The 22289-nt window shown below is 58.0% G+C and carries 13 protein-coding genes, 1 tRNA gene and 1 rRNA gene (1 of these 15 running past the window's edge); 6 read left to right on the top strand and 9 right to left on the bottom strand.

Going from position 1 to position 22289, the window contains the following annotated elements:
- Positions 1-471 precede the first annotated feature (471 nt).
- The gene (locus MJA45_RS08530; protein WP_315606838.1) at positions 472-2583 is read right to left on the bottom strand and encodes a beta-galactosidase trimerization domain-containing protein; all 2112 of its coding nucleotides are present in this window, start codon (positions 2581-2583) and stop codon (positions 472-474) included.
- Between the two features lie 193 nt (positions 2584-2776).
- Between MJA45_RS08530 and MJA45_RS08525 the strand changes: the two genes are divergently transcribed.
- Positions 2777-3733 (top strand): acetylxylan esterase, encoded by a 957-nt coding sequence (locus MJA45_RS08525; protein WP_315606837.1) that lies wholly within the window; start codon positions 2777-2779, stop codon positions 3731-3733.
- Between the two features lie 135 nt (positions 3734-3868).
- On the opposite strand, the gene MJA45_RS08520 is transcribed toward MJA45_RS08525, so the two are convergent.
- From MJA45_RS08520 to MJA45_RS08495, 6 genes are all read right to left on the bottom strand, one after another.
- Positions 3869-4312: a PaaI family thioesterase gene (locus MJA45_RS08520; protein WP_315606836.1), complete on the bottom strand. Its 444-nt coding sequence runs from the start codon at positions 4310-4312 to the stop codon at positions 3869-3871.
- A gap of 34 nt (positions 4313-4346) precedes the next feature.
- Positions 4347-6068 carry a long-chain-fatty-acid--CoA ligase gene (locus MJA45_RS08515; RefSeq protein ID WP_315606835.1) on the bottom strand — a complete coding sequence of 574 codons (1722 nt, stop codon included), beginning with the start codon at positions 6066-6068 and terminating at the stop codon, positions 4347-4349.
- A gap of 37 nt (positions 6069-6105) precedes the next feature.
- Entirely contained in the window at positions 6106-7875 is a 1770-nt protein-coding gene (locus tag MJA45_RS08510) for an acyl-CoA dehydrogenase family protein (RefSeq protein ID WP_315606834.1), read from the bottom strand.
- Positions 7876-7905: 30 nt separating this feature from the next.
- The gene (locus tag MJA45_RS08505) at positions 7906-9090 is read right to left on the bottom strand and encodes an acetyl-CoA C-acyltransferase (RefSeq protein ID WP_315606833.1); all 1185 of its coding nucleotides are present in this window, start codon (positions 9088-9090) and stop codon (positions 7906-7908) included.
- Positions 9091-9220: 130 nt separating this feature from the next.
- Positions 9221-11617 (bottom strand): 3-hydroxyacyl-CoA dehydrogenase/enoyl-CoA hydratase family protein, encoded by a 2397-nt coding sequence (locus MJA45_RS08500; protein WP_315606832.1) that lies wholly within the window; start codon positions 11615-11617, stop codon positions 9221-9223.
- Positions 11618-11698: 81 nt separating this feature from the next.
- Positions 11699-13852 carry a heterodisulfide reductase-related iron-sulfur binding cluster gene (locus tag MJA45_RS08495; RefSeq protein WP_315606831.1) on the bottom strand — a complete coding sequence of 718 codons (2154 nt, stop codon included), beginning with the start codon at positions 13850-13852 and terminating at the stop codon, positions 11699-11701.
- 248 nt (positions 13853-14100) lie between these two features.
- Here MJA45_RS08495 and MJA45_RS08490 point away from each other — a divergent pair, with 248 nt between their 5' ends.
- The 5 genes from MJA45_RS08490 (at position 14101) to MJA45_RS08470 (ending at position 19873) form a co-directional block, all read left to right on the top strand.
- Complete coding sequence (locus tag MJA45_RS08490) at positions 14101-14688, top strand: fatty acid metabolism transcriptional regulator FadR (RefSeq protein ID WP_315606830.1); 588 nt, start codon at positions 14101-14103, stop codon at positions 14686-14688.
- Between the two features lie 16 nt (positions 14689-14704).
- Positions 14705-15472 (top strand): electron transfer flavoprotein subunit beta/FixA family protein, encoded by a 768-nt coding sequence (locus MJA45_RS08485; protein ID WP_315606829.1) that lies wholly within the window; start codon positions 14705-14707, stop codon positions 15470-15472.
- 18 nt (positions 15473-15490) lie between these two features.
- Entirely contained in the window at positions 15491-16465 is a 975-nt protein-coding gene (locus tag MJA45_RS08480; protein WP_315606828.1) for an electron transfer flavoprotein subunit alpha/FixB family protein, read from the top strand.
- 473 nt (positions 16466-16938) lie between these two features.
- Positions 16939-18147 (top strand): quaternary amine ABC transporter ATP-binding protein, encoded by a 1209-nt coding sequence (locus tag MJA45_RS08475; protein WP_315606827.1) that lies wholly within the window; start codon positions 16939-16941, stop codon positions 18145-18147.
- Positions 18140-19873 carry a glycine betaine ABC transporter substrate-binding protein gene (locus MJA45_RS08470; protein ID WP_315606826.1) on the top strand — a complete coding sequence of 578 codons (1734 nt, stop codon included), beginning with the start codon at positions 18140-18142 and terminating at the stop codon, positions 19871-19873. The genes MJA45_RS08475 and MJA45_RS08470 overlap by 8 nt, the downstream gene beginning before the upstream one ends.
- A 412-nt stretch (positions 19874-20285) precedes the next feature.
- Here MJA45_RS08470 and MJA45_RS08465 read toward each other — a convergent pair.
- Both MJA45_RS08465 and MJA45_RS08460 read right to left on the bottom strand, forming a co-directional pair.
- A tRNA-Met gene (locus tag MJA45_RS08465) sits at positions 20286-20362 on the bottom strand.
- Between the two features lie 149 nt (positions 20363-20511).
- Positions 20512-22289: ribosomal RNA gene (locus tag MJA45_RS08460) — 23S ribosomal RNA — on the bottom strand; it runs 1155 nt beyond the window's last position.

The following is a 22289-nucleotide window of genomic DNA, read 5'->3' as shown; positions in this document are numbered from 1 at the left end:
CGCCTACCTTAATGTTGGCCGAATTATTAACCGTTATCGTGCTGCTGCCCGAGGTGGTATTGGCCGTTACCCCGCTTAACTCCGCGTTGTCCCGTACGAAGTCACCCGATAACCGGTATAGCTGCTTCCCGGGGTCAACGGGCCCGTATTGATAATGGTGCCGCCGCTGTTAAAGGACATTTTGGTTATGATCGGGAACGTATCGCTGTAATCGGTCGCGCGATGAACGACTGGTACCCGCCGAACACCGCATTGGTGTATGTATTGGAATTGTTCTCGATGAACATGTTGTCCCTTATAGGTTTGGAACCTATTTCCTATTTGAATCTTAGCACAGCTGTTTTTTCTTAACAATGAATATTTTTCATATTTATAAAAAATAACGACGTTGGACCGCGTCCTGGCGTCCCCCGCCTTTCTTCCGTGCACAAAAAACCGGCCAAGAGCTTCCTCTTGACCGGTTTTGCTTTCTTAGACCTGAACCGGGGAGAACACGATGACTTCATACTCGTCCAATTCCGGCAGCCGGACCGCTAACCCGCCGTCCCGGCGGGTGACCGGCAAGGCTTCTCCGGTGCGCAGAGCGGATGCGGCCCACTCACCCTCAGGAATATCCTTGATCCGAATGGCGACATCGCGCTGCTTCAAGATGCCGGTAAGGGGCCGGGTCATCGACCCGGTATAGTTGATCAGATGCAGCACGAGCGACTCGTCCTTGCGCCTCAGGGAAAGATGAACGGATTCAAGCTCCGCCTCGAACTCCACTTCCACCTGCGGGGCGGACATGGCGGCCGCCGCCTCCCCGAGCATCGTGCGGTATTCGGGTAGTGAGTAGTCCGCGTACATCGTGTCCGCGTTCCCCGTCACATAGAGGCACGTTCCTTTCCCGTACCCGTTTCGAATGGCAAAAGGATGCTCCGTCGCCGGAGGCAGCTCGCAGTAGCGGGAGACTTGAGGCTCCCGATAAAACCCGATGGGGAGGGCATCCGCAGCCGCCTGCCCTTCTACGACCAGCCCGGGAGCGGGAACAAGGGTCTGGTCAACGGAACGGAACAGCTCTTCTCCTTCGGGAACCGGAACATGATCATATTGGCAGACCCTAACGGCGGCATCCCCTTCCAGCCCGAAAACATCCGACAAGGCCGACATTTCAAGGGGCCTGCCGTATTCGTCATAGAAGCCGGTATCGAAGGTCGCGATCAGCTTGCCCCCTTCCGACACATACCGGCGGACGGCCTCCGCTTCAGCGGCGGATAGGCAGCTTACGCCCGGCAGGATGACGGCTTCGTATTTCTCCAGACTGCCGTCGGTGAGGGACGTATCGTCCAGAAGGTCGAACGGAATGCGGCTGCGCGACAGGAGGTCGAACCATCCGTGGAAGGCTTTGCGGGAATCGTTCTTGCGCCGGTCCCCGACCGAAGTCTTGGCATCGGTAAAGTCGGTTTCCGCCGCCGTCGTCTGGTAATAGTTGGCGGTCGCATAGGACCATACGAGGCCGATTCTGGCGGCGGACGAGGTTCCGGTGTACCATTCCTCGTGCTCCTTCAGGAAGGCGTTGATCTCCCCGACCGTCTGCATACGGGTGTCCCGGTTGTTGTCGTTATACACCCCGTACCACGTCCAAGCCCCGTGAGCCACGGCCATTGCATGGGCCAGCCACGTTTCGGCCGGGGTCAGCAGATAGCGGGACCACGGCGACTGCCGGCCGGCGATAGCCACGCAGTACGGCTTGCCTCCGGCCTGGGCCTCCAGCAGAAGAGCCGTCGCGGCCGGCTTCCAAACCGGGAGGGTCCGCAGGTCCCCGCCCAGGAAGCCCCCTTCGGCCAACAGCATGTCCTGGTAGGGAACCGTCATACGGTTGTCGCGGCTGCACAGCCGGTTCGGGGCCAGCTGCGGGTTGTTCATATAGATGATGGCCTCCGGCCGGTGCTTTTTGAGAACCAAGGACGAATCCTCCATGAACCGCGCGATCGAGCTTCTTCGGAAGGCAGCCCACTCGATGTCCTCCCGGCTCCCCGGCCGGGGAGCCGCGGGAGCTTCATGGCCATATTCGGCCTGGAACCGCTCCCGGCAGGCCGGGCAGTAGCACCCGTCCTCGCGGAAGATCGGGCCATCCAGGAAGATCCCGCCAATTGCATAACGGGCCAGCGCGCGGATCGTCCCGAAGGCATATTCGCGGAAAGACGAGTTCACGCAGGAGTAGCCCCCGGCTCCATACGCGCTCGGGAGCATCCGCCCGTCTTCCCCGAGCTGCAGCCATTCGGGATGCCGTTCCGACAGAGACGGGGCTAGCCAGTGAACATTAAAATACACTAACGGACGCAGCGCCTCCGCATCATAAGTCTCGACGATTTCCTTCAAAACATCCTTCCGGACCTCCAGCGCCACCTCCGACGGGTAAAAGGTAATCCCGGACTCCCCCAGGGAAACATCGTTTACCTCGACGTGCTCGGCATTAAACCCCAGTCCCAAGCGGATCCGGTACTGCTGCTCCACGTTTAAGTTCTCGAACCGGTCCGGCTCGGGGGGGATAAAGTCAATGATCCGCATAGGCTTCTCGTGCCATCTTCTTGGTATGGTCATAGGCCTCTCCTGTCTTTTGGTTTTCTTTCTTCCCCAGGATAATCCACCCGTCCCTCTGACGGCGGACAATGGTTGCATAACGGGTGCCAACGTTTGCGGATTCCGGCTTTACCTTGATTTGAAGGTTCCAAAACCCGGAAAATTATAATATGATAGAAACCGATATTATCCAATACATAGGAGAGGTGTCATCATGCCGTTGGTCGATATGTCCTTGGATAAGCTTCATGCTTATCAAGGCCGAAACCCCCGTCCCGAAGATTTCGATGCTTACTGGGAGCGCGCACTGGAAGAAATGAAAGCAGTGGATCCGCAGGTCGAGCTGGTGCCTTCCGCATTTCAGGTTCCGTTCGCGGAATGTTTTGACCTGTATTTTACGGGAGTTCGCGGAGCGCGCATTCATGCCAAATACGTGCGTCCCAAGAAAGAAGGAAAGCATCCGGCCGTCGTTCAATTCCACGGCTACACCGGACATGCCGGGGACTGGAGCGACAAGCTCGTCTACGCGGCCCTGGGCTACTCGGTCCTGTCCATGGACTGCCGCGGCCAAGGCGGCTCGTCGGAGGACACCGGCGGAGTGAAGGGCAACACCCATCACGGGCACATTATTCGCGGGCTGAACGATCACGAGGATAACCTGCTCTTCCGTCACATTTTCCTCGACACGGCCCAGCTTGCGGGCATTGCCATGGGTCTGCCGGAAGTGGACCCTGAACGGGTTGGCGCCTACGGCGGCTCTCAGGGCGGAGCCTTGACGATCGCCTGTGCGGCTCTTGAACCGCGGATCAAGCGGCTCGCCCCGATTTACCCCTTCCTGAGCGACTACCGCCGGGTATGGGAAATGGATCTCGCCGCCAACGCCTACGCGGAGCTCAAAACGTTCTTCCGCCATTTCGATCCGCAGCATAAGCGCGAGGATGAAATTTTCACCCGTCTCGGCTATATCGACATTCAATACTTGGCCGAGCGCATCCGCGGCGAAGTGATGATGGGCGTAGGCTTGATGGATGTTACCTGCCCTCCTTCCACCCAATTCGCGGCCTATAACAAGATTACCGCTCCGAAGAGCCTGGAGATCTATCCGGACTTCGGCCATGAAGGGCTTCCCGGCTTCGGGGACAAAACGGTTCAGTTCATGCTCGGCCTGTAAGCCGGCAGGAGAACCCGGCTGCTCCCAGGTGCCAAGCCTGGCACCACGGCCGCCCAGCACGAAAAGAACGGTTCGCTTAGGCGGACCGTTCTTTTCGTGTTGGACGCGGGTTTCCCGCTCCGCGGGAAGCCCTGATCAGGCGGGACCCCCGCCCGGGGACTTCTCGATGACGCGGAACGTCCCCGTTCCGAAGGCGAGCAGCTCCCCGCCGTCATTGCACGCGCGGGCCTCGGCGTGAATCATCCTTCGGGAACTGTGGACGATCTCCGCCGTCACCGTCACGGTTCCCTGACGGACGGGGGCCACATAGTGAAGGTGGAGATTCGTCGTCACCACCGTCTCTTGGGGCCTCGACGCCATGGCCGCTATGCCCATGGCGGAATCAATCATGGCGGCATGGACCCCGCCATGAAGAATCCCGATCAGGTTGAGATGATGAGGTTGAATGCCGAGCGTCACGACCACCTTCTCCCGATGGCATTCCCCGATCTGACAGCCAATGAAATCCCAGAAGGTTCCTTCGGCGGCGCGGCTCAATTCCTTCAGGTAGGCTTCCAGCTTTTCGGAACCGGCCTCCATGCTCTCCTCCTCCTTTTTATTTAACTAGCCCCTCTTATCCTGCACCGTTTCCCTCTTCCGATTCACTAGACTGCCGGCGAATTCGTTCCGCGTCCTCCTCAATGAGCTTGCGGCGGAGCACTTTGCCCACCAGTGTTTTCGGCAGGCTGTCGCGAAACTCGTATACCTTCGGCACCTTGTAGACGGCAAGCCGTTCCTTGCAAAAGGCGTGGAGCTCCTGCTCGTTCTTCTCGGCTCCCGGCCTCAGCACGACATAGGCTTTGACCGTCTCTCCGCGATAAGGATCGACGATTCCCGCCACAATGGCTTCCTCCACATCGGGATGCTCGAACAGCACCTCCTCTACCTCGCGCGGGTAGATGTTATAGCCTCCGGCAATAATGAGGTCCTTACGCCGGTCCAGAATGTAGAAATACCCGTCCTCGTCCATCCGCGCCATATCCCCGGTATAGAGCCAGCCGCCCCGCAGCGTCTTGGCCGTTTCCTCGGGCCGGTTCCAGTAGCCCTTCATGACCTGCGGCCCCCGGATGGTCAGCTCCCCGATCTCGCCCGGCGCCACCTCCTCATCCGTTTCGGGATGAACGATCCTCGCCTCCGTATCGGGAAACGGGATGCCGATGGACCCGACCTTGCGCTTCTCCCAGATCGGGTTGGCGTGGGTGACCGGAGAGGATTCGGTCAGCCCGTACCCTTCAATGAGCCGCCCGCCGGTCAAGCTCTCGAACCGTTCCTGCACCTCAAGCGGAAGGGGGGCTGCCCCGCTTATGCAGATGCGGATGGAGGAGAGATCATACCGGGCGACCGAGGGATGATTGATAATCGATATATACATGGTCGGGGCCCCGGGGAAGACCGAGGGCTTCTGCCGGTCCATGATCGCAAGCAGCTGATTGATCTCGAACCGGGGCACGAGGATAAGCTTGCCCGCGAGATAGACAGCCTGGTTGAGAAGCACGGTCAGCCCGAACACATGAAAGAAGGGCAGAGCCGCGAGAAAGGTTTCCTTTGCCTTCTTAGCCCGGTAAAACCACAGCTGGGTTTGGATCGTATTCGCAATCAGGTTGGCGTGGGTAAGCATCACTCCTTTGGCAATACCGGTCGTTCCTCCGGTGTACTGAAGGAGGGCCAGGTCTTGACCGGCCTCTACTTTCTCCTCGATCGGGACCGAGGACGCGCGTTCCAACAGCTTAACGAAGGAATAAACCCCATTTCCGTACGCGATTTTGCGGTGAGTCCCCTCCCTTTTGGCTTTGATGGGGTAGAGCAGGTTTTTGGGAAAAGGCAGATAATCCCGGATCGACGTGACAAGGACCGGTCCGGTTCCTTCGGCGCCGGCGGCTTTCTGCACCCGGGAGAGCAGGAGGTCCAGCGTGACGACTGCCTTTACCCCGGCATCCTTCAGCTGATGCTCCAGCTCCCTCGGCGTATAGAGCGGATTCGTCATCACGACGACTCCTCCCAGGAGCAGCGTGCCGTAATAGGCGATGACGGTCTGCGGGCAGTTCGGCAGCATGACCGCAACCCGGTCGCCTTTCTTCAGGCCGAGTCCGGTCAAAACATGAGCAAAACGGTAAGCGGAATCGAGCAGCTTGCGGTAAGTCATCTGGAAGCCCAGGAAATCGAGTGCGGGATGCTCCGGATAATCACGGGCGGCCTCCAGGAGAAACCGGGCCGCATTCTGCTTCGGGTAATCATAAGTCGGCGGCACTTCGGCGGGATAATGGGCTAACCATGGACGGTTGGACGTGTCGACCACCCCTCTTCCCCCTTTTCAGCAAGCAAGGATGTACGGCCTACAGAACATACCTCTCGGCTTGAACGACTCTTGCTCCGACCTGACGCTTCAGCTCTATCGCATTCACCGGAATGCTGCGGGTCAGCTTCTTCAGGACGGAGAGCTGCGTTCGCAGCATATCCCCCTCCTCCATGGCGGCGAGCACTTCCTTCGCCTTTTCTTCTATCCGGCCGAAGGCTTCGTGTATGAATAGCGTGGTCATGTTAACCGCAAGACCGGCTTTCGCTTCCCCATTCCGGTCGAGGAGCTTTCGAGTACGGGCGAGAGCACTTTCGGCCGCGTAGACGTCGATCATCATATCGGCGAGACGGCTCAGCACCTCCTGCTCCTGCTCCAGCTTCATCTGGTATTTCTGCACAGCCTGGGCGCCCGCCAGGAGGAAGATTTTCTTCGCCATTGCGATCAGGTGGGCTTCCTGCTCCAAGGTCCCTTCGAACACTTGAGCGGGCATCGGCTGCAGAAGCTCCGCCTGCAAGCCCATCGCTTTTTGCAGGAGAGGCAGCTCTCCCTTCATTGCCCTTTTGATCAAGGTTCCGGGAATCAATAAGCGGTTGATCTCATTCGTCCCTTCAAAAATACGGTTGATCCGCGAATCGCGGTATATCCGCTCTACTTTGTATTCCTGGATATAGCCGTAGCCCCCGTGAATCTGCACCGCTTCGTCCGCAATATCATCGAGGGTTTCCGAGCCGAACACTTTGTTGATTGAGCATTCGATCGCATACTCCGCGATCGCCTTGGCGGATTGGCTTCCCGCGTTCTTGCTGTCCGAATCCACCTCGCTTAACGCATGATCCAGGAGACCGGCCGTGCGGTAAACCATGCTCTCGAGCACATAGGCCCGGGTATTCATGTCCGCGAGCTTCGCGGCGATTAAGGGAAAGGAGGAGATCTTCCTTCCGAACTGGGTGCGTTCGTTGGCGTATTTGGCCGACAGCCCGATGGCGTCCTTGGAAGCCCCGAGGCAGCCCGCCGCCAGCTTGAAGCGGCCGATGTTCAGGATATTGAAGGCGATGAGATGCCCTTTTCCCGCCTCCCACAGCAGGTTTTCCGCCGGCACCCGCACGTCCTCCAGAATGAGCGGACAAGTGGACGAGCCCTTGATCCCCATCTTCTTCTCCTCGGGGCCGATGCTTACCCCCGGCATGGTCCGCTCGACGATGAAGGTGCTGAACTCGGCTCCGTTTATTTTGGCATAGACGATGAACACATCCGCGAAGCCGGCATTCGTAATAAACTGCTTCGTTCCGTTCAGCACATAGTGGCTGCCGTCCTCCGACCTGACGGCCGTGGTTTTGGCCCCGAGCGCATCCGAGCCCGAGGAGGGCTCCGTCAGGCAGTAGGCCGCAATCTTCGCCCCGGTCGCCAGCTCCGGCAAATAGCGCTTCTTCTGCTCCTCCGTTCCGAAGTAGACGATGGGCAGGGTTCCGATCCCGACATGGGCCCCTACCGACAGGGCGAAGGAGCCCGCCTTCGTCAGCTTCTCATTGATCAAGGTCGAGCTTACTTTATCCAGGCCTAGTCCGCCGTACGCCTCCGGCACCTCCGCACCGAGAAGTCCCAGCTCGCCCGCCTTGCGCAGCATTTCCACCGTCAGCTCGTAATCGAGCTTCTCGATTTCCTCATCCCGCGGGACCAGCTCGCCTTCCACAAAATCCTCCGTCGTCTGGGCGATCATCCGGTGCTCCTCTGTAAAATCCTCCGGACTCACCGTGCTCTTGTAGTCGATTTCGTCGATAATAAAGCTTCCTCCGACCGTTCTGCCCATGCTCTCACTCCTTTGGCCGCTTAGTGAATTCTATTCCGCATGAACCTCAAATACGCCGGCGGCTCCCATCCCCCCGCCTATGCACATCGAGACGACCCCAAGCCCCCCGCCCCGCCGCCGCAGCTCATGAATAAGCGTTGCGGTCAGCTTCGTTCCGGTACAGCCAAGCGGGTGCCCCAGCGCAATCCCCCCACCGTTGACATTGACCTTGCTTTCCTCGAGTCCCAGCTCCCGGATGACATGCAGGCATTGGGAAGCGAAGGCCTCATTAATTTCAAAAAGGGAAATGTCGTCCTGTGCCACCCCCGCCTGCTTGAGGGCCTTCGGGATGGCCTTCACCGGGCCGACTCCCATTATCTCCGGCTCTACCCCGGCGAGGGCAAAGGACCGAAAGGTCGCAAGCGGCTTCAGTCCGAGCGCCTCCGCCCTCTCCCGGCTCATCACCACGGCAGCGGCGGCCCCGTCGCTCATCTGCGACGTGTTGCCCGCCGTGACGCTGCCGCCGAGCCGGAACGCCGGCTTCAAGCCGGCCAGCACGCCGACCGTCGTATCCGGCCGGACGCCCTCGTCCGTGTCGAAGACGAAGGCATTCGTCTTCACCCTCCCCTGCTCGTCGACCTGCGTCCGCTCAACGGCTAGAGGCACGATTTCCTCACGGAACCGGCCCTCGGCCAACGCCTGCGCCGCCTTCGCGTGAGAGGCCGCGGCGAACCGGTCCTGGTCCTCGCGGCTGACACCGAAACGGTCGGCTACGAGCTCCGCCGTGTGCCCCATGCCCATGTACACCTCCGGCATCCGGTCCACTATCCCCGGATGCGGGGACGGTTTGAAGCCGGTCATGGGCACATGGCTCATGCTCTCGACTCCTCCGGCGATGATGACATCGGCATGACCGAGCATGATGCGCTCGGCAGCAAAGGCTACCGACTGCAGACCCGAGGAGCAGAACCGGTTGACCGTCAGCGCCGGCACCGTCACCGGAAAGCCGGCGTAGAGGGAGAGAATCCGGGCGAAGTTAAGCCCCTGCTCTCCCTCCGGCATGGCGCAGCCGATGATGACGTCCTCCACCTCCTCCTTCTTCAGCCCGGGAGCCCGGTCCATCACGGCTTCGAGCACCGCCTTCCCCATATCCTCCGCCCGCGTGTCGGCCAAGCTGCCTTTCTTGGCCCGGCCCACGGCGGTGCGGGCTATCGAAACAATAACGGCTTCCCTCATGGTCCATCCCCTCTTTCCTTTGGACTTGCTTCCGATCGAAGCTCCCCTAACGGCGAGATCGCGGGAGCGTAACGGCTTCTCCTTCCCGCAGCTTGGGTAAGCCAGCCGCGTTAGAGCACCCGCCTTCCTCTTAGTTGCGAAGCGCTTTGCCCTTGGCCAGCATGTGCTGCATCCTGGCTTGGGTCTTTGGCTCCCCGCACAGGCTCAGAAACGCCTCCCGCTCCAGGTCCAGCATATACGGCTCGGTCAGCAGTGACCCGGCGGGCACGTCTCCTCCCGCGAGCACATGAGCGAGCTTGTTGGCGATGAGCAGGTCGTGATCGCTGATATAGCCTCCCTGTCTCATCCCCAGCGCCCCCAGCTTCAGCACAGCCTTGCCGTCCGAGCCCGCCGCCCGGATCTTCTCCTCCGGGGCCGGCTCGTATCCCGCCTGGGCTAACCCGAGAACGGTCTTCTTCGCTTCGTAGAGGAGATGATCCGGATGAAGCACGATCCGGTCCTCCGGCCGGAAGAGCCCGAGCCTCTTCGCATCGTGGCCGCTCGTGGACACCTTCGCCATGCCGATCGTCTCGAACGCCTGGTTAAGGTGCGGCTGAAGATCGGCGTCCGGCAGGCGGGCGGCACGGCTCGCCCGCAGTGCCAGCTCCTTGCAGCCGCCTCCCGCCGGGATGAGCCCGACGCCGACCTCCACCAGGCCGAAATACGTTTCGGCCGACGCCACAATCCGGTCGGCGGGCAGACAGGCCTCCACTCCGCCGCCCAAGGTCATCCGGTGGGGAGCGGCGACAACGGGCTTTACCGACCGCTTCAGCTTCATCATCGTGTTCTGGAACAGCCGGATGATGCCGTCGATCTCCTCCCATTCCTCTTCCTGGGCTTCCATCAGAAGAAGCATGAGATTCGCTCCAACGCAGAAGTTCCGTCCCTGGTTGGCCACCACAAGCCCTTCAAAATTCTTCTCCACCTCCTCCACGCTCTGCTGAATCATCAGGAGAATGTCCGCCCCGATCGCATTGTTCGGCGAATGAAACTCCAGGCAGGCCACCCCGTCCCCCAGATCAATCAAGCTGGCGCCGCTATTGGAACGCACAGTCCGGTTCCGCTCCTTCAGATCCTTAAGGGAGATTCGTTCGGGACGCTCCTCGAGCTGCCGGTACTCTCCCTTGAAGACCCCGAACCGCTTGCCGCCCTCCGACCGGTAGAAGCTGGTCTTTCCTGCCGCGATGCATTCCCTAACCCAGGCGGGTACGGACTCCCCTTCCTTCTCCATCCGTTCCACCGATTTCACCAGCCCGATCGCGTCCCATGTCTCGAAGGGGCCCAGCTCCCAGTTGAAGCCCTTTCTCATCGCCTCGTCGATGGCCTCCACCGAATCGGCTATTTCTCCTACCTTGTCCGCCGCATAGAGCAGCACCTTTTTGAGGATCGTCCACGCCAGCTCCGCGTACCGGTCCCCTCCGGCCAGCAGCGCTTTTGTCTTTTCGCGGGCTCCTTTGGCCATTTTGGCCGCCTCCAGGGAAGCGGAGGTCACCTTCCTCTGCGGTGCGTATTCGAGCGTGGACAGATTCAAGGACAGAATCTCACTTCCGTCCGGTCCTTTCCGTTTCAGGTAAAAGCCCCGGCCCCCTTTCTCTCCGAGCCATCCGTTAGCTACCATCCGCTTCATGACGTCTGGGGCGGCAAAAGCCTCTTTCTCGTTTGCGTCCGTGACCTTGCCGTGCACATTGTCGGCAACATGGAGAAACGTATCGAGCCCGACCAAATCGAGTGTCCGGAAAGTCGCGCTCTTGGGCCGTCCCATGGCGGGACCGGTGACCGCATCCGCCTCCTCCACGGTGAACCCTTTATCCAGCAGCTCCCGCAGGGTTACCAGCAGGCCGTACGTGCCGATCCGGTTGGCGATGAAGTTAGGGGTATCCTTGGCGATTACGACGTCCTTGCCGAGCTTCTTTTCTCCGAACTCCTTAATCCGCTCCACCAAAGCCGGGTCCGTCTTATCCCCCGGGATGATCTCCAGCAGCCGCATGTAGCGGGGCGGGTTGAAGAAATGCGTACCGAGGAAATGCTTCCGGAACTCCTCGGAGCAGCCCGCCGCCATTTCGTTAATGGAAATCCCGGAGGTGTTGGAGCTGACCACGGTCCCCGGTGTCCAATTCTTCTCGATCCGGGCCAGAAGCTCTTTCTTCACCGAAAGATTCTCCACCACCACTTCGAGGATCCAGTCCACACCGGACAGCTGGCCCAGGTGATCCTCGAGATTCCCGGGCCGGATGCGTTCGGCAAACGACTCGTCGTATAAAGGCGAAGGCTTCGTCTTCTTCAGCCTGGCAATCGCCTGAACGGCGAGCCGGCTTCGTACGGCGGGATGCTCCAGCGTCAAGCCCTTCGCCTTCTCCTCCTCCGTCAGCTGTCCCGGTACCACATCCAGCAGCAAGCAGGCTATTCCCGCGTTCGCCAGGTGGGCGGCGATGGCCGCCCCCATGACCCCCGAGCCGATGACCGCCGCTTTGCGAATCGATTGGTTCATATGGACTTCCCTCCGTTTGGTCAATGGTATACTCCATAAGCTCTAAAGCTCCCTCTCGGGTGAAAAAGCGCGCTCTGCCCATCATTCAGGCCGGGGGGCGCTCCCAAAAACCGACTGCTCCAGCAGCTCCGCCACGTCCCTTGCCTTCACCCGGTCCTCGGCCTCCTTCATCTTCGTCCCGTCCTCGAGCATCGTGAGGCAGTAGGGGCACGCGCTGCTGATCACCGTCGGCTTCACCTCCAGCGCTTGCTCGGTGCGGGCCACGTTCACCCGTTTGCCGGCCGTCTCCTCCATCCACATCATTCCGCCGCCGGCGCCGCAGCACATCCCGTTCTCCCGGGAACGCTCCATCTCGGCCAGCTCGACTCCGGGAATAGCCTTCAGCACCCCGCGCGGCTGTTCATAGATCCCGTTGTATCTTCCCAGGTAGCAGGAATCGTGATAGGTGATCCGCTCCCTCACTTCATGCCGGGGGACCAGCCGGCCCTGGCGAAGGAGATCGTCCAGGAGCTCCGTATGATGAAACACCTCCACGTCCTCCAATCCGAATTCGGGGTATTCATTCTTCAAGGTATTGTACGTATGAGGACAGGCGGTTACGATCCGGCGGACGCCGTACTTCCGGAGAATCGCGATGTTCTCCTGGCACAGCTGCTGAAAAAGAAACTCGTTGCCCATCCGCCGGGGGGTATCCCCCGAATTCTTCTCCTCGCTGCCCAGAATGGCGAAGGAGACGCCGGCTTCATTCAGGAGCCGGACGAACGCTTTCGAAATCTTGCGGCTGCGGAGATCATACGACCCCATGGAGCCGACGAAGAACAGGTATTCGAAGCCGGGATTCTCCTTTACCGTCGGGACGTAAATCCCGCCTATTTCCCCCGTCCATTTCGGACGGTCGTTGCGGTTCAGCCCCCAAGGGTTGCCCTGCCGCTCGATGTTCTGCATCGCCCGCTGGCCTTCCACGGGGACGCTCCCCTGCATGAGCACTAGATGCCGCCTCAGGTCGATGATTTTGTCCACATGCTCGTTGCCCACCGGGCATTGATCCTCACAGTTGCGGCAGGTAGTGCACGACCACAGCTCTTCCTCCGTCATCACATCACCGATGAGCTCCAGCTCCTCCGGCTTCTTCTCCTGGGCCGCCCAAGCCGACCGGTGCCAGTTCAGCGTTGGCCGGATATCCGTGACATCCTCCGAGTCCCAGCCGGTCCGGCCCTCCTGCTTTTCCTCAACCGCATGGGTCGGCACGGAGGAGGAGAAGGCAAACGCAGGCACCCAGGGAGACTTGGCGGTAACGGCGGCTCCTTTTTCCTGGAGATGGTCCCTCAGCTTGGTGATCAGGTGCATGGGGGACAGCACTTTGCCGGTGTTGGAGGCCGGGCATACGTTCGTACAGCGCCCGCATTCCACGCAGGAATAGAAGTCGAGCATCTGCTTCTGTGTAAACTCCTCGATCTTCCCTACCCCGAACGATTCCGCCTCCTCGTTCTCGAGGTCGAGCTTCTTCAGCCGGCCCGCCGGCCCCTTTCGCCGGAACCAGACGTTGACCGGAGCGGTAAGGATGTGAAAATGCTTCGACTGAGGCACGTATACGAGGAAAGCGAGCAAGATCAGCAGATGAGCCCACCAGGAGGCATAAAAGGCTGTTTTCGCCGCTGCCGGTGTCAGGCCGGAGAAGAGACCCGCAACAGCCGAGGAGAGCGGGGCGTAGCCCGAAGCCTCCATCCCGAGCCAAACCCGCTCGAAGCCAAGCGATAGAAGTACCGACATCATCAGGAAGAAGATGAAGAACACGACGATGCTGGGCTTCCAGCCTTTTTTCAGCCGGGGGAGCTTCTCCCCGTACCGCCGGTAAGCGGCATAGGCCATCGCGGCCAGGACGAGGAAGACGGTCGCTTCCTGGATAAAGCCGAACGCTTCGTACCCCGGCAGCGGAAGATGGCCCCCCTCCGTCAGCCCTTTGACGATCAGGTCGAGCGCACCGAACTGCAGCACGATAAATCCATAGAAGATGACGATATGCATGAGGCCGCTCTTCGGGTCCTTCAACAGCTTCTTCTGGCCGAACACCTGAGAGAAATAACCTCGAAGGCGAGCCTGCCCTGTTTGCCGAAAATCGGCTGGCTGGCCGAGCCTAATATAGAGGTACCGGTGATACACGGCCTTGCCGAACCAGTAGAACCCTAAGCCGACGACCGCCAGGAAGAGAAGAATGCGGATGGTCTCTGCCGCCATAATCGCCCGTCCTTTCCAACTCTTTATTGCCAACCATGTTGAAAGCGATTACATAACCTCAACAACAAAAATCTTATAAGAAAGCAGAGGGCGCGACGTTTCCACGATAATGCCGGGGCTGATCAACCACACATAAACGGCAAAACCTTCCAGAAGAGCGTTGACAATCCGTTCCGATTCCCATAAGATTAAGAAAAATGAATGAGTATTCATTCACTACACCTGAATTCTAACACCGAGGTGAGCCGATGGCAAGCAGGAAAAAGGAAAAATACTCTCAGATTTTGGAGGCCGCCCTAAAAGTCATCGCCGAAAACGGCTTTCACGGGTCCCAGGTCGCCAAAATCGCCAAGGAAGCGGGCGTCGCGGACGGCACGATTTATTTATATTTTAAGAACAAGGAAGATATCCTTATTTCTCTCTTCCGCGAACGTCTCGGGGATCTTGTCGACATGTTCAACTCCCGAATCGAGGAGACCGATTCCGCCAAGACGGCCCTCCGCAAAATTTGCGAAATCCACTACAACGAGCTCGAAAGCAACGTTAACCTCGCCTATGTCACCCAGATCGAGCTGCGCCAGAGCTCCCTCGAGCTCCGCCAAGAGATAGGACTTGCCGTCAAGCCATATATTGAATTAATCGGGCAAGTGCTGAGGAAAGGCATGGACGAAGGGGATTTCCGTTCGGATCTTGACGTCAAGCTGACCCGTCATCTGATTTTCGGGGCCATGGATGAGGTGGTCACCTCCTGGCTGATTTCCGGTCGTAAGTACAGCCTATCCGCCCAAGTGGACAAAACGGTCGAATTTTTCCTGCGGGGGTTGGAGCAGGGATAAAGAGGAGGATTCATTCATGAACATTTATGTTTTGATGAAGCAGACCTTCGATACAGAGGAACGAATCGTGATCCAGGACGGCCAAGTGTCCGAGGATGGCGTCAAATTCGTGATTAACCCCTATGACGAGTACGCCGTCGAGGAAGCCATCCGGCTGAAAGAGAAGGAAGGCGGAACGGTTGTGGTTCTGTCGGCGGGACCCGAACGGGCGGCTGAGGCCCTCCGGACAGCGCTTGCCATGGGAGCGGATGAAGCCGTCCTGCTGTCGGACGACCGGCTTCCGCAGGATGAATACAGCGTCTCCAAAGCACTGGCCGCTTATTTGGCTGCCGAGAGCTATGATCTCCTGTTGGGCGGAAATTTCTCCGTCGACCACGGGGCCGGTCAGGTCGCCATCCGCCTCGCCCAGCTGCTGGACCTCCCCCATGCCTCCTCGGTCACCAAGCTGACCGTCTCCGGTGGCAAGGCGGTGGCCGAACGGGATGCGGAGGGAGATGCCGAGACGGTGGAGTTGACCTTGCCGGCGCTTGTCACGGCCCAGCAGGGATTGAACGAGCCCCGTTACCCTTCCCTTCCGGGCATCATGAAGGCCAAGAAGAAGCCGTTTCGCCGGCTGACCCTGGAGGATGTAGGCTTAACCGAGGATGATGTCGCCCCCCGTACGGAGAGGCTTTCGCTAAGCCTGCCGCCGGAACGGCAAGCCGGCCGTCTTCTTAAAGGAGATCCCGCTCAACAGGCGGCAGAGCTCGTTTCGCTGCTGCGCACGGAAGCCAAAGTCATCTAACCGAAGGAGGTTATCCCCATGAGCCGAATGTTAGTCGTCGTAGCGGAGCTTCGCGGCGGTAAGCTGCGTCAGGTTTCTTATGAAGCCCTTCAAGCCGCGAAGACGGTACAAGAAGACGGAGACCGGATAACAGCGGTCCTCATCGGCAGCGGCTTGGAATCGGAAGCCCAGGAGCTGGCCAGTTACGGCGCCGATGAGATCCAAGTCGTGGATCATGCCGATCTGGCCTCCTATAATCCTGAAACCTACGCTGCCGCCCTGCTTCCTATCCTGAAAGCGGTTCAGCCTCATGCCATCTTCTTCGGGCACACGGCCCTTGGACGGGATCTGGCTCCGGTGACGGCGGCCCGCCTGCAGGCCGGGCAGATCTCGGATGTGGTCGCCATCCATCGCTCGGACGCCGGCCCGGTCTTTAACCGGCCCCTTTACGCCGGTAAGGCCTTCGAGGAGAAACGGTTTACGGGAGGACCCATGATCGTCACGGTCCGTCCGAACAACCTTCCTCCCGCCGAGCCTTCCGGGACGACCGCCGGGATCATTCGAACGGCCTATTCCCCTCCCTCCTCCCTGCGCACCGTTATCCGGGAGGTTGTCCGCCAAATGACCGGCCAGGTCGACCTGACGGAAGCCAAGATTATCGTCTCCGGCGGCCGAGGCGTGAAGAGCCGGGAGGGCTTTCAGCCTCTCGAGCAGCTAGCGGCCGTTCTAGGCGCTGCCGTAGGGGCTTCCCGCGGCGCTTGTGATGCCGGCTACTGCGAGTATGCCCGACAGATCGGGCAGACCGGCAAAGTCGTCACGCCCGAGATCTACATTGCCTGCGGCATCAGCGGCGCCATTCAGCATCTGGCCGGCATGAGCCAGTCCCGCATCATTGTGGCCATTAACAAGGATGCCGAAGCACCGATTTTTCAAGTAGCCGATTACGGCATCGTCGGGGATCTCTTTGAAGTCGTTCCGCTTCTAACCGAGGAATTTCGCAAGGCGCTGGCCTAACGTGAGGTGCTTGCTTCTCTTTCGGGGTGACAGCAGGCCTCCCTATTAGCGGCCCGGAAATGTTCCGGGTCTTTTTGCCTTCCACTCCCTCCCCTGAACATCATCTCTTGATTTACCTCTGCCTACTGAACATCAACTCTGACCACCCTATGCCGTTTCTGGAGCGGCCTTCTTTTAATGCCCTAATTAGCGACTCTGAACTCCTATCCTTCCACCTCCCGGCGGCCATCCCCCTTCCTATCCCGGCTCTCTCCTGCCCTCCAAATATTCCCATGTTTCATAAGCCTGCCAAAGGGTTAAGGTTACCAAGTGTCTGCACGAACGATCCGGTCAAGAATCAGGAAAAACGGCCATCCGGATTCTTGGGCCGGCTTTCTTTCGTTTATTTTTCGTATAACCCGCCACAGGATGCGCAAAGTAATGCTAATCAGCCTGATTACAGAGCGGGGAGAATCTAGCTCAGGGAGGTCCACATGTCCATAGTCGAAGTAAAAGAACTTACTAAAATTTTCGGCTCCGAACCGGAAAGAGCCCTCTCCTTATTGGCGCAGGGCCAGAGCAAAAAGAGCATTCTAGAGAAAACTAAGCAAACCGTGGGCGTTAATCGGGTCAGCTTCGAAATTGAAGAGGGGGAAATCTTCGTCATCATGGGATTGTCGGGGAGTGGCAAATCCACCCTCGTTCGCCTGCTGAATCGGTTGATCGAACCAACGAGCGGAAGCGTCCTTTTGAAGGGCCGCAACATCGTAGAACTCGATGCCTCTGAACTAAGGGAAGTACGGAGGAATCATATCGCCATGGTCTTTCAGAAATTCGCTCTCTTCCCCCATCGGACCATTGTGGAGAATATCGAGTACGGGCTTGAAATCAAAGGGGAATCTCCGGATACCCGGAGAGCGAAAGCAATGGAAACCTTGGAGCTCGTCGGCTTAAAGGGCTACGAGGACAGCTACCCCAACCAGTTAAGCGGGGGGATGCAGCAAAGGGTAGGGCTGGCCCGCGCTCTTGCGACCGGCCCCGATATCTTGCTGATGGACGAAGCTTTTAGCGCTCTTGACCCGCTTATCCGAAAAGATATGCAGGACGAGCTTCTGGATCTACAACAAAGAATGAAGAAGACCATCGTTTTCATTACGCATGACCTGGACGAGGCTCTGCGAATCGGTGACCGGATCGCGCTTATGAAGGATGGGGCCGTCGTTCAGATCGGCACTCCGGAAGACATTATGATTTCGCCGGCGAACTCTTATGTCGAACGTTTCGTGGAGGATGTGGATCTATCCAAGGTGTTGACCGCCTCTCACGTCATGCGCCGTCCCGAAACGATTACGCTGGACAGAGGTCCGCGGGTTGCGCTGGAACTAATGAGGGAAAGCGGGATTTCCAATCTCTACGTGGTGGACCGCTCCAAAAAGCTGATCGGCGCCATTAACGCCGAAGATGCTTCGGAAGCCATCCGAAAAGGCCAGAAGCTGGAGGATATCGTGATTCGGGATGTTCCGGTGGTTAGACCCGACCAACTTCTGAATGAGCTATTCGATATCGTCGGCAACACTCGCATTCCGGTGGCCGTCGTTGGAGAGAACGGCCGGCTGCAAGGAATTATCGTCCGTGGGGCGGTCCTGGCTGCCTTAACGGGAAGCGCGGATATTCTGAAACGGGAGGAAGATAACCATGCCTAAACTCCCGTTGGACCAAATCATCGAGGCCATTGTGGCCTGGCTCGGGACCAATGTCAAGTTCTTGTTTGATTTCATTTCGGGGATGATCACCGGCATCGTGAATGCCTTCGCGCTAATCTTTCATTCCCTGCCGATTGTGGTCGTTATCCTCCTTTTCACGGCTTTGGCCTATTGGCTCGGCCGTTGGGGACTAGCGGCCTTTGCGGCTATCGGCCTGCTGCTGATCTGGAATTTGGGCTTCTGGGACCCCACGATGGACACGCTCGCCCTGGTGTTAACCGCCGCTTTGGTCTCCATCATTTTCGGTCTCCCTCTCGGGATCTGGTGTACGCGAAACCGGACGGTGGACCGGGTTCTAACCCCCATACTGGACTTCATGCAGACGATGCCTGCCTTCGTTTACCTGATTCCAGCCGTAACCTTCTTCGGATTGGGGGTCGTTCCGGGTGTTATCGCCTCGGTCATTTTCTCGATTCCTCCGACCATCCGCTTGACCAAGCTGGGTATTCATCAAGTGCCGGCCGAACTGGTGGAAGCAGCCGACGCGTTTGGTTCGACCTCTTCCCAAAAGCTGTATAAAGTCCAGCTCCCGCTGGCTCTGTCAACCATTATGGCAGGGATCAACCAAACCATCATGCTGTCCCTTTCCATGGTGGTCATTGCCTCCATGATTGGAGCACAAGGGGTAGGGGCGGATGTATACCGATCGGTTACCCAGCTCAAAATCGGAAAAGGCTTTGAGGCGGGGCTTGCCGTTGTTATTCTGGCCATACTGCTCGACCGGATCACCCAAAGATTTGTGGGCAATCCGAAGCGCGGCCGATCCGCCCTTATGGGCAAAGCTCCTTGGATTCTCGGCGCGCTGGTTGTTTTTTGCTTGGGGGCCGGTTTGTATCAGGTGCTGGGAACGGGCGCTAAGAAAGGGGATACGGTAGGAAGCCAAGTCAACTATACCATCGTAGGCATTGACCCTGGAGCCGGCTTGATGAAGGCCACTAATAAAGCGATTCAGGACTACCAGCTGAACGACTGGAACCTGCTCGAGGGCTCCGGAACCGCCATGACGGCGGCACTGGACAAAGCCTATAAGGCCAACCAGCCTATTATTGTTACCGGCTGGACGCCTCATTGGATGTTCACCAAGTACGATCTCAAGTATCTGGACGACCCTAAAAATTCATTTGGGGGATCCGAGGAGATTCATACCATGACGCGACTTGGCCTTAAGTCCGATCAGCCTTCGGCTTATCAGTTCCTGGATAAATTTAATTGGACCCCTACGGATATGGAGCAAGTAATGGCAGGGATCCAGGAAGGCAAAAAACCGGAGGAAGCCGCAGCCGCTTGGGTGAATGATAACCCGGATAAGGTCAACGCTTGGATTGAAGGAGTGCCGAAAGCTCCAGCGGGCCAAAAACTGAAGCTCGCTTATGTGGCCTGGGATTCCGAAATCGCCAGCACCAATGTTGTTCGTGCCGTACTCACAAGCAAGCTTGGGTACCAAGTGGATATGCTGCAGGTAGAAATCGGACCCATGTGGGCCGGAATCGCAGGCGGTGACGTAGACGCCATGGTAGCGGCCTGGCTGCCTACCACTTCAAAGGACTTCTACGACAAGTACAAAGGGAAATTCGACGATTTGGGGGCTAACCTATCCGGCACTAAGCTGGGCTTGGTCGTACCGAAATACATGAACATCAACAGCATAGAAGATCTGAAGAAATAAGGCCTTTGCCCATAATAAAAAGCGGGCCGGATGTAGAATCCTCTACTCCGGCCCGCTTTTTTATGAATTGGGTATCTTCCTCTGTACGTTAACAGCTCGCTTCCGACGAGCACTGGGACGAATAAGCCCGGTTAGCCCCTTCAATCCCCCTGGTAATAAACCAAGGCCTCGTTTGCCCTTATAGGACCAGGAAGAACCGTCGGGATCAAACTTATCCAAGCGGAAGCCGGTAGGGTGTCCTAATCTTCCCTGACTTCCATGCTTTTTAGATTCTTGGCATCCTGGGATCTTTGAGACCTTTCGTTCCTTAGAATTTCAAGACTGCCCCTATTCTTTCGACGATACTTTACTCTTATTCTAGTCCTCTACAAAAGAAAAAGAGCCGATTTCTCGACTCTGTCATTGGCTTTATTGGTTGCGGGGGCAGGATTTGAACCTGCGGCCTTCGGGTTATGAGCCCGACGAGCTACCGAGCTGCTCCACCCCGCGTCAATCATAGTCAGGTTTACAGCGTCGCCAAACGCTGTGAACAAGAGAGGACTCCCTAATCAGACTCGCTGATCAAGGCCTATCCCTTGTTCCCTGAAAACTGGAATCGAAGCTTACGTTGTTTCATCCTTTGCTCCCCTAGTGGGGTCATGAATAAGCCCTCGACCGATTAGTATTCGTCCGCTGCATGCCTTACGGCACTTCCACGCCGAACCTATCTACCTCGTCGTCTACAAGGGGTCTTACTAATTGGGAAATCTCATCTTGAGGGGGGCTTCACGCTTAGATGCTTTCAGCGCTTATCCCGTCCGTACTTGGCTACCCAGCGGTGCTCCTGGCGGAACAACTGGTACACCAGCGGTACGTCCATCCCGGTCCTCTCGTACTAAGGACAGCTCCTCTCAAATTTCCTGCGCCCGCGACAGATAGGGACCGAACTGTCTCACGACGTTCTGAACCCAGCTCGCGTACCGCTTTAATGGGCGAACAGCCCAACCCTTGGGACCTACTTCAGCCCCAGGATGCGATGAGCCGACATCGAGGTGCCAAACCTCCCCGTCGATGTGGACTCTTGGGGGAGATAAGCCTGTTATCCCCAGGGTAGCTTTTATCCGTTGAGCGATGGCCCTTCCATTCGGTACCACCGGATCACTAAGCCCGACTTTCGTCCCTGCTCGACCTGTACGTCTTGCAGTCAAGCTCCCTTCTGCCTTTGCACTCTGCGAATGATTTCCAACCATTCTGAGGGAACCTTGGGGCGCCTCCGTTACGCTTTAGGAGGCGACCGCCCCAGTCAAACTGCCCGCCTGACACGGTCCCTCTCCCGGATTCACGGGAGGAGGTTAGAACCTAGATACGATCAGGGTGGTATCCCAACGTCGCCTCCTCACAAGCTGGCGCTCATGACTCTCTGGCTCCCACCTATCCTGTACAGATCGTACCCAAGTCCAATATCAAGCTGCAGTAAAGCTCCATGGGGTCTTTCCGTCTTGTCGCGGGTAACCTGCATCTTCACAGGTATTAAAATTTCACCGGATCTCTCGTTGAGACAGCGCCCAAGTCGTTACGCCATTCGTGCGGGTCAGAATTTACCTGACAAGGAATTTCGCTACCTTAGGACCGTTATAGTTACGGCCGCCGTTTACTGGGGCTTCGGTTCACAGCTTCGCTTGCGCTAACCGCTCCCCTTAACCTTCCAGCACCGGGCAGGCGTCAGCCCGTATACTTCGCCTTGCGGCTTCGCACAGACCTGTGTTTTTGCTAAACAGTCGCTTGGGCCTTTTCACTGCGGCCCCCTCGGGCTATTCACCCTACCGAGGCACCCCTTCTCCCGAAGTTACGGGGTCATTTTGCCGAGTTCCTTAACGAGAGTTCTTCCGCGCGCCTTAGAATTCTCTTCTTACCTACCTGTGTCGGTTTGCGGTACGGGCACCTTCACCTGGCTAGAGGCTTTTCTTGGCAGCATGAGTACAAGACCTTCGGTACTGTAATTTTCCCTCCCCGTCACAGCTCAGCCTTACAGTGTGCGGATTTGCCTACACACCAGCCTCGCTGCTTGGACAGACTCTTCCATCCGTCTGCGTCTCTTCCCTTCTGCGTCACCCCATCGCTCGTAGCGGTTTACGGTGGTACAGGAATGTCAACCTGTTGTCCTTCGACTACGCCTTTCGGCCTCGCCTTAGGTCCCGACTTACCCTGAGCGGACGAGCCTTCCTCAGGAACCCTTAGGTTTTCGGCGGACAAGATTCTCACTTGTCTTTTCGTTACTTATACCGGCATTCTCACTTGTCTACTCTCCAGCACTCCTTACGGTATACCTTCAACGTGTAGACAACGCTCCCCTACCCCAAGACATCTTTAGATGTCGTAGCCATAGCTTCGGTGGCGTGTTTAGCCCCGTTACATTTTCGGCGCAGAGTCACTCGAC

The sequence above is a fragment of the Paenibacillus aurantius genome (assembly GCF_032268605.1).
Taxonomy (GTDB): domain Bacteria; phylum Bacillota; class Bacilli; order Paenibacillales; family NBRC-103111; genus Paenibacillus_AO; species Paenibacillus_AO aurantius.
The sequence above is the reverse complement of the archived record's forward strand: the minus strand, read 5'-3'. Positions and strand labels throughout refer to the sequence as shown.

Bases quoted from the DNA above. Each gene is read 5' to 3' on its own strand.
- MJA45_RS08530 (WP_315606838.1), bottom strand. From the start codon at position 2,583: ATGACCATACCAAGAAGATGGCACGAGAAGCCTATGCGGATCATTGAC.
- MJA45_RS08525 (WP_315606837.1), top strand. From the start codon at position 2,777: ATGCCGTTGGTCGATATGTCCTTGGATAAGCTTCATGCTTATCAAGGC.
- MJA45_RS08520 (WP_315606836.1), bottom strand. From the start codon at position 4,312: ATGGAGGCCGGTTCCGAAAAGCTGGAAGCCTACCTGAAGGAATTGAGC.
- MJA45_RS08510 (WP_315606834.1), bottom strand. From the start codon at position 7,875: ATGGGCAGAACGGTCGGAGGAAGCTTTATTATCGACGAAATCGACTAC.
- MJA45_RS08505 (WP_315606833.1), bottom strand. From the start codon at position 9,090: ATGAGGGAAGCCGTTATTGTTTCGATAGCCCGCACCGCCGTGGGCCGG.
- MJA45_RS08500 (WP_315606832.1), bottom strand. From the start codon at position 11,617: ATGAACCAATCGATTCGCAAAGCGGCGGTCATCGGCTCGGGGGTCATG.
- MJA45_RS08495 (WP_315606831.1), bottom strand. From the start codon at position 13,852: ATGGCGGCAGAGACCATCCGCATTCTTCTCTTCCTGGCGGTCGTCGGC.
- MJA45_RS08490 (WP_315606830.1), top strand. From the start codon at position 14,101: ATGGCAAGCAGGAAAAAGGAAAAATACTCTCAGATTTTGGAGGCCGCC.
- MJA45_RS08485 (WP_315606829.1), top strand. From the start codon at position 14,705: ATGAACATTTATGTTTTGATGAAGCAGACCTTCGATACAGAGGAACGA.
- MJA45_RS08480 (WP_315606828.1), top strand. From the start codon at position 15,491: ATGAGCCGAATGTTAGTCGTCGTAGCGGAGCTTCGCGGCGGTAAGCTG.
- MJA45_RS08475 (WP_315606827.1), top strand. From the start codon at position 16,939: ATGTCCATAGTCGAAGTAAAAGAACTTACTAAAATTTTCGGCTCCGAA.
- MJA45_RS08470 (WP_315606826.1), top strand. From the start codon at position 18,140: ATGCCTAAACTCCCGTTGGACCAAATCATCGAGGCCATTGTGGCCTGG.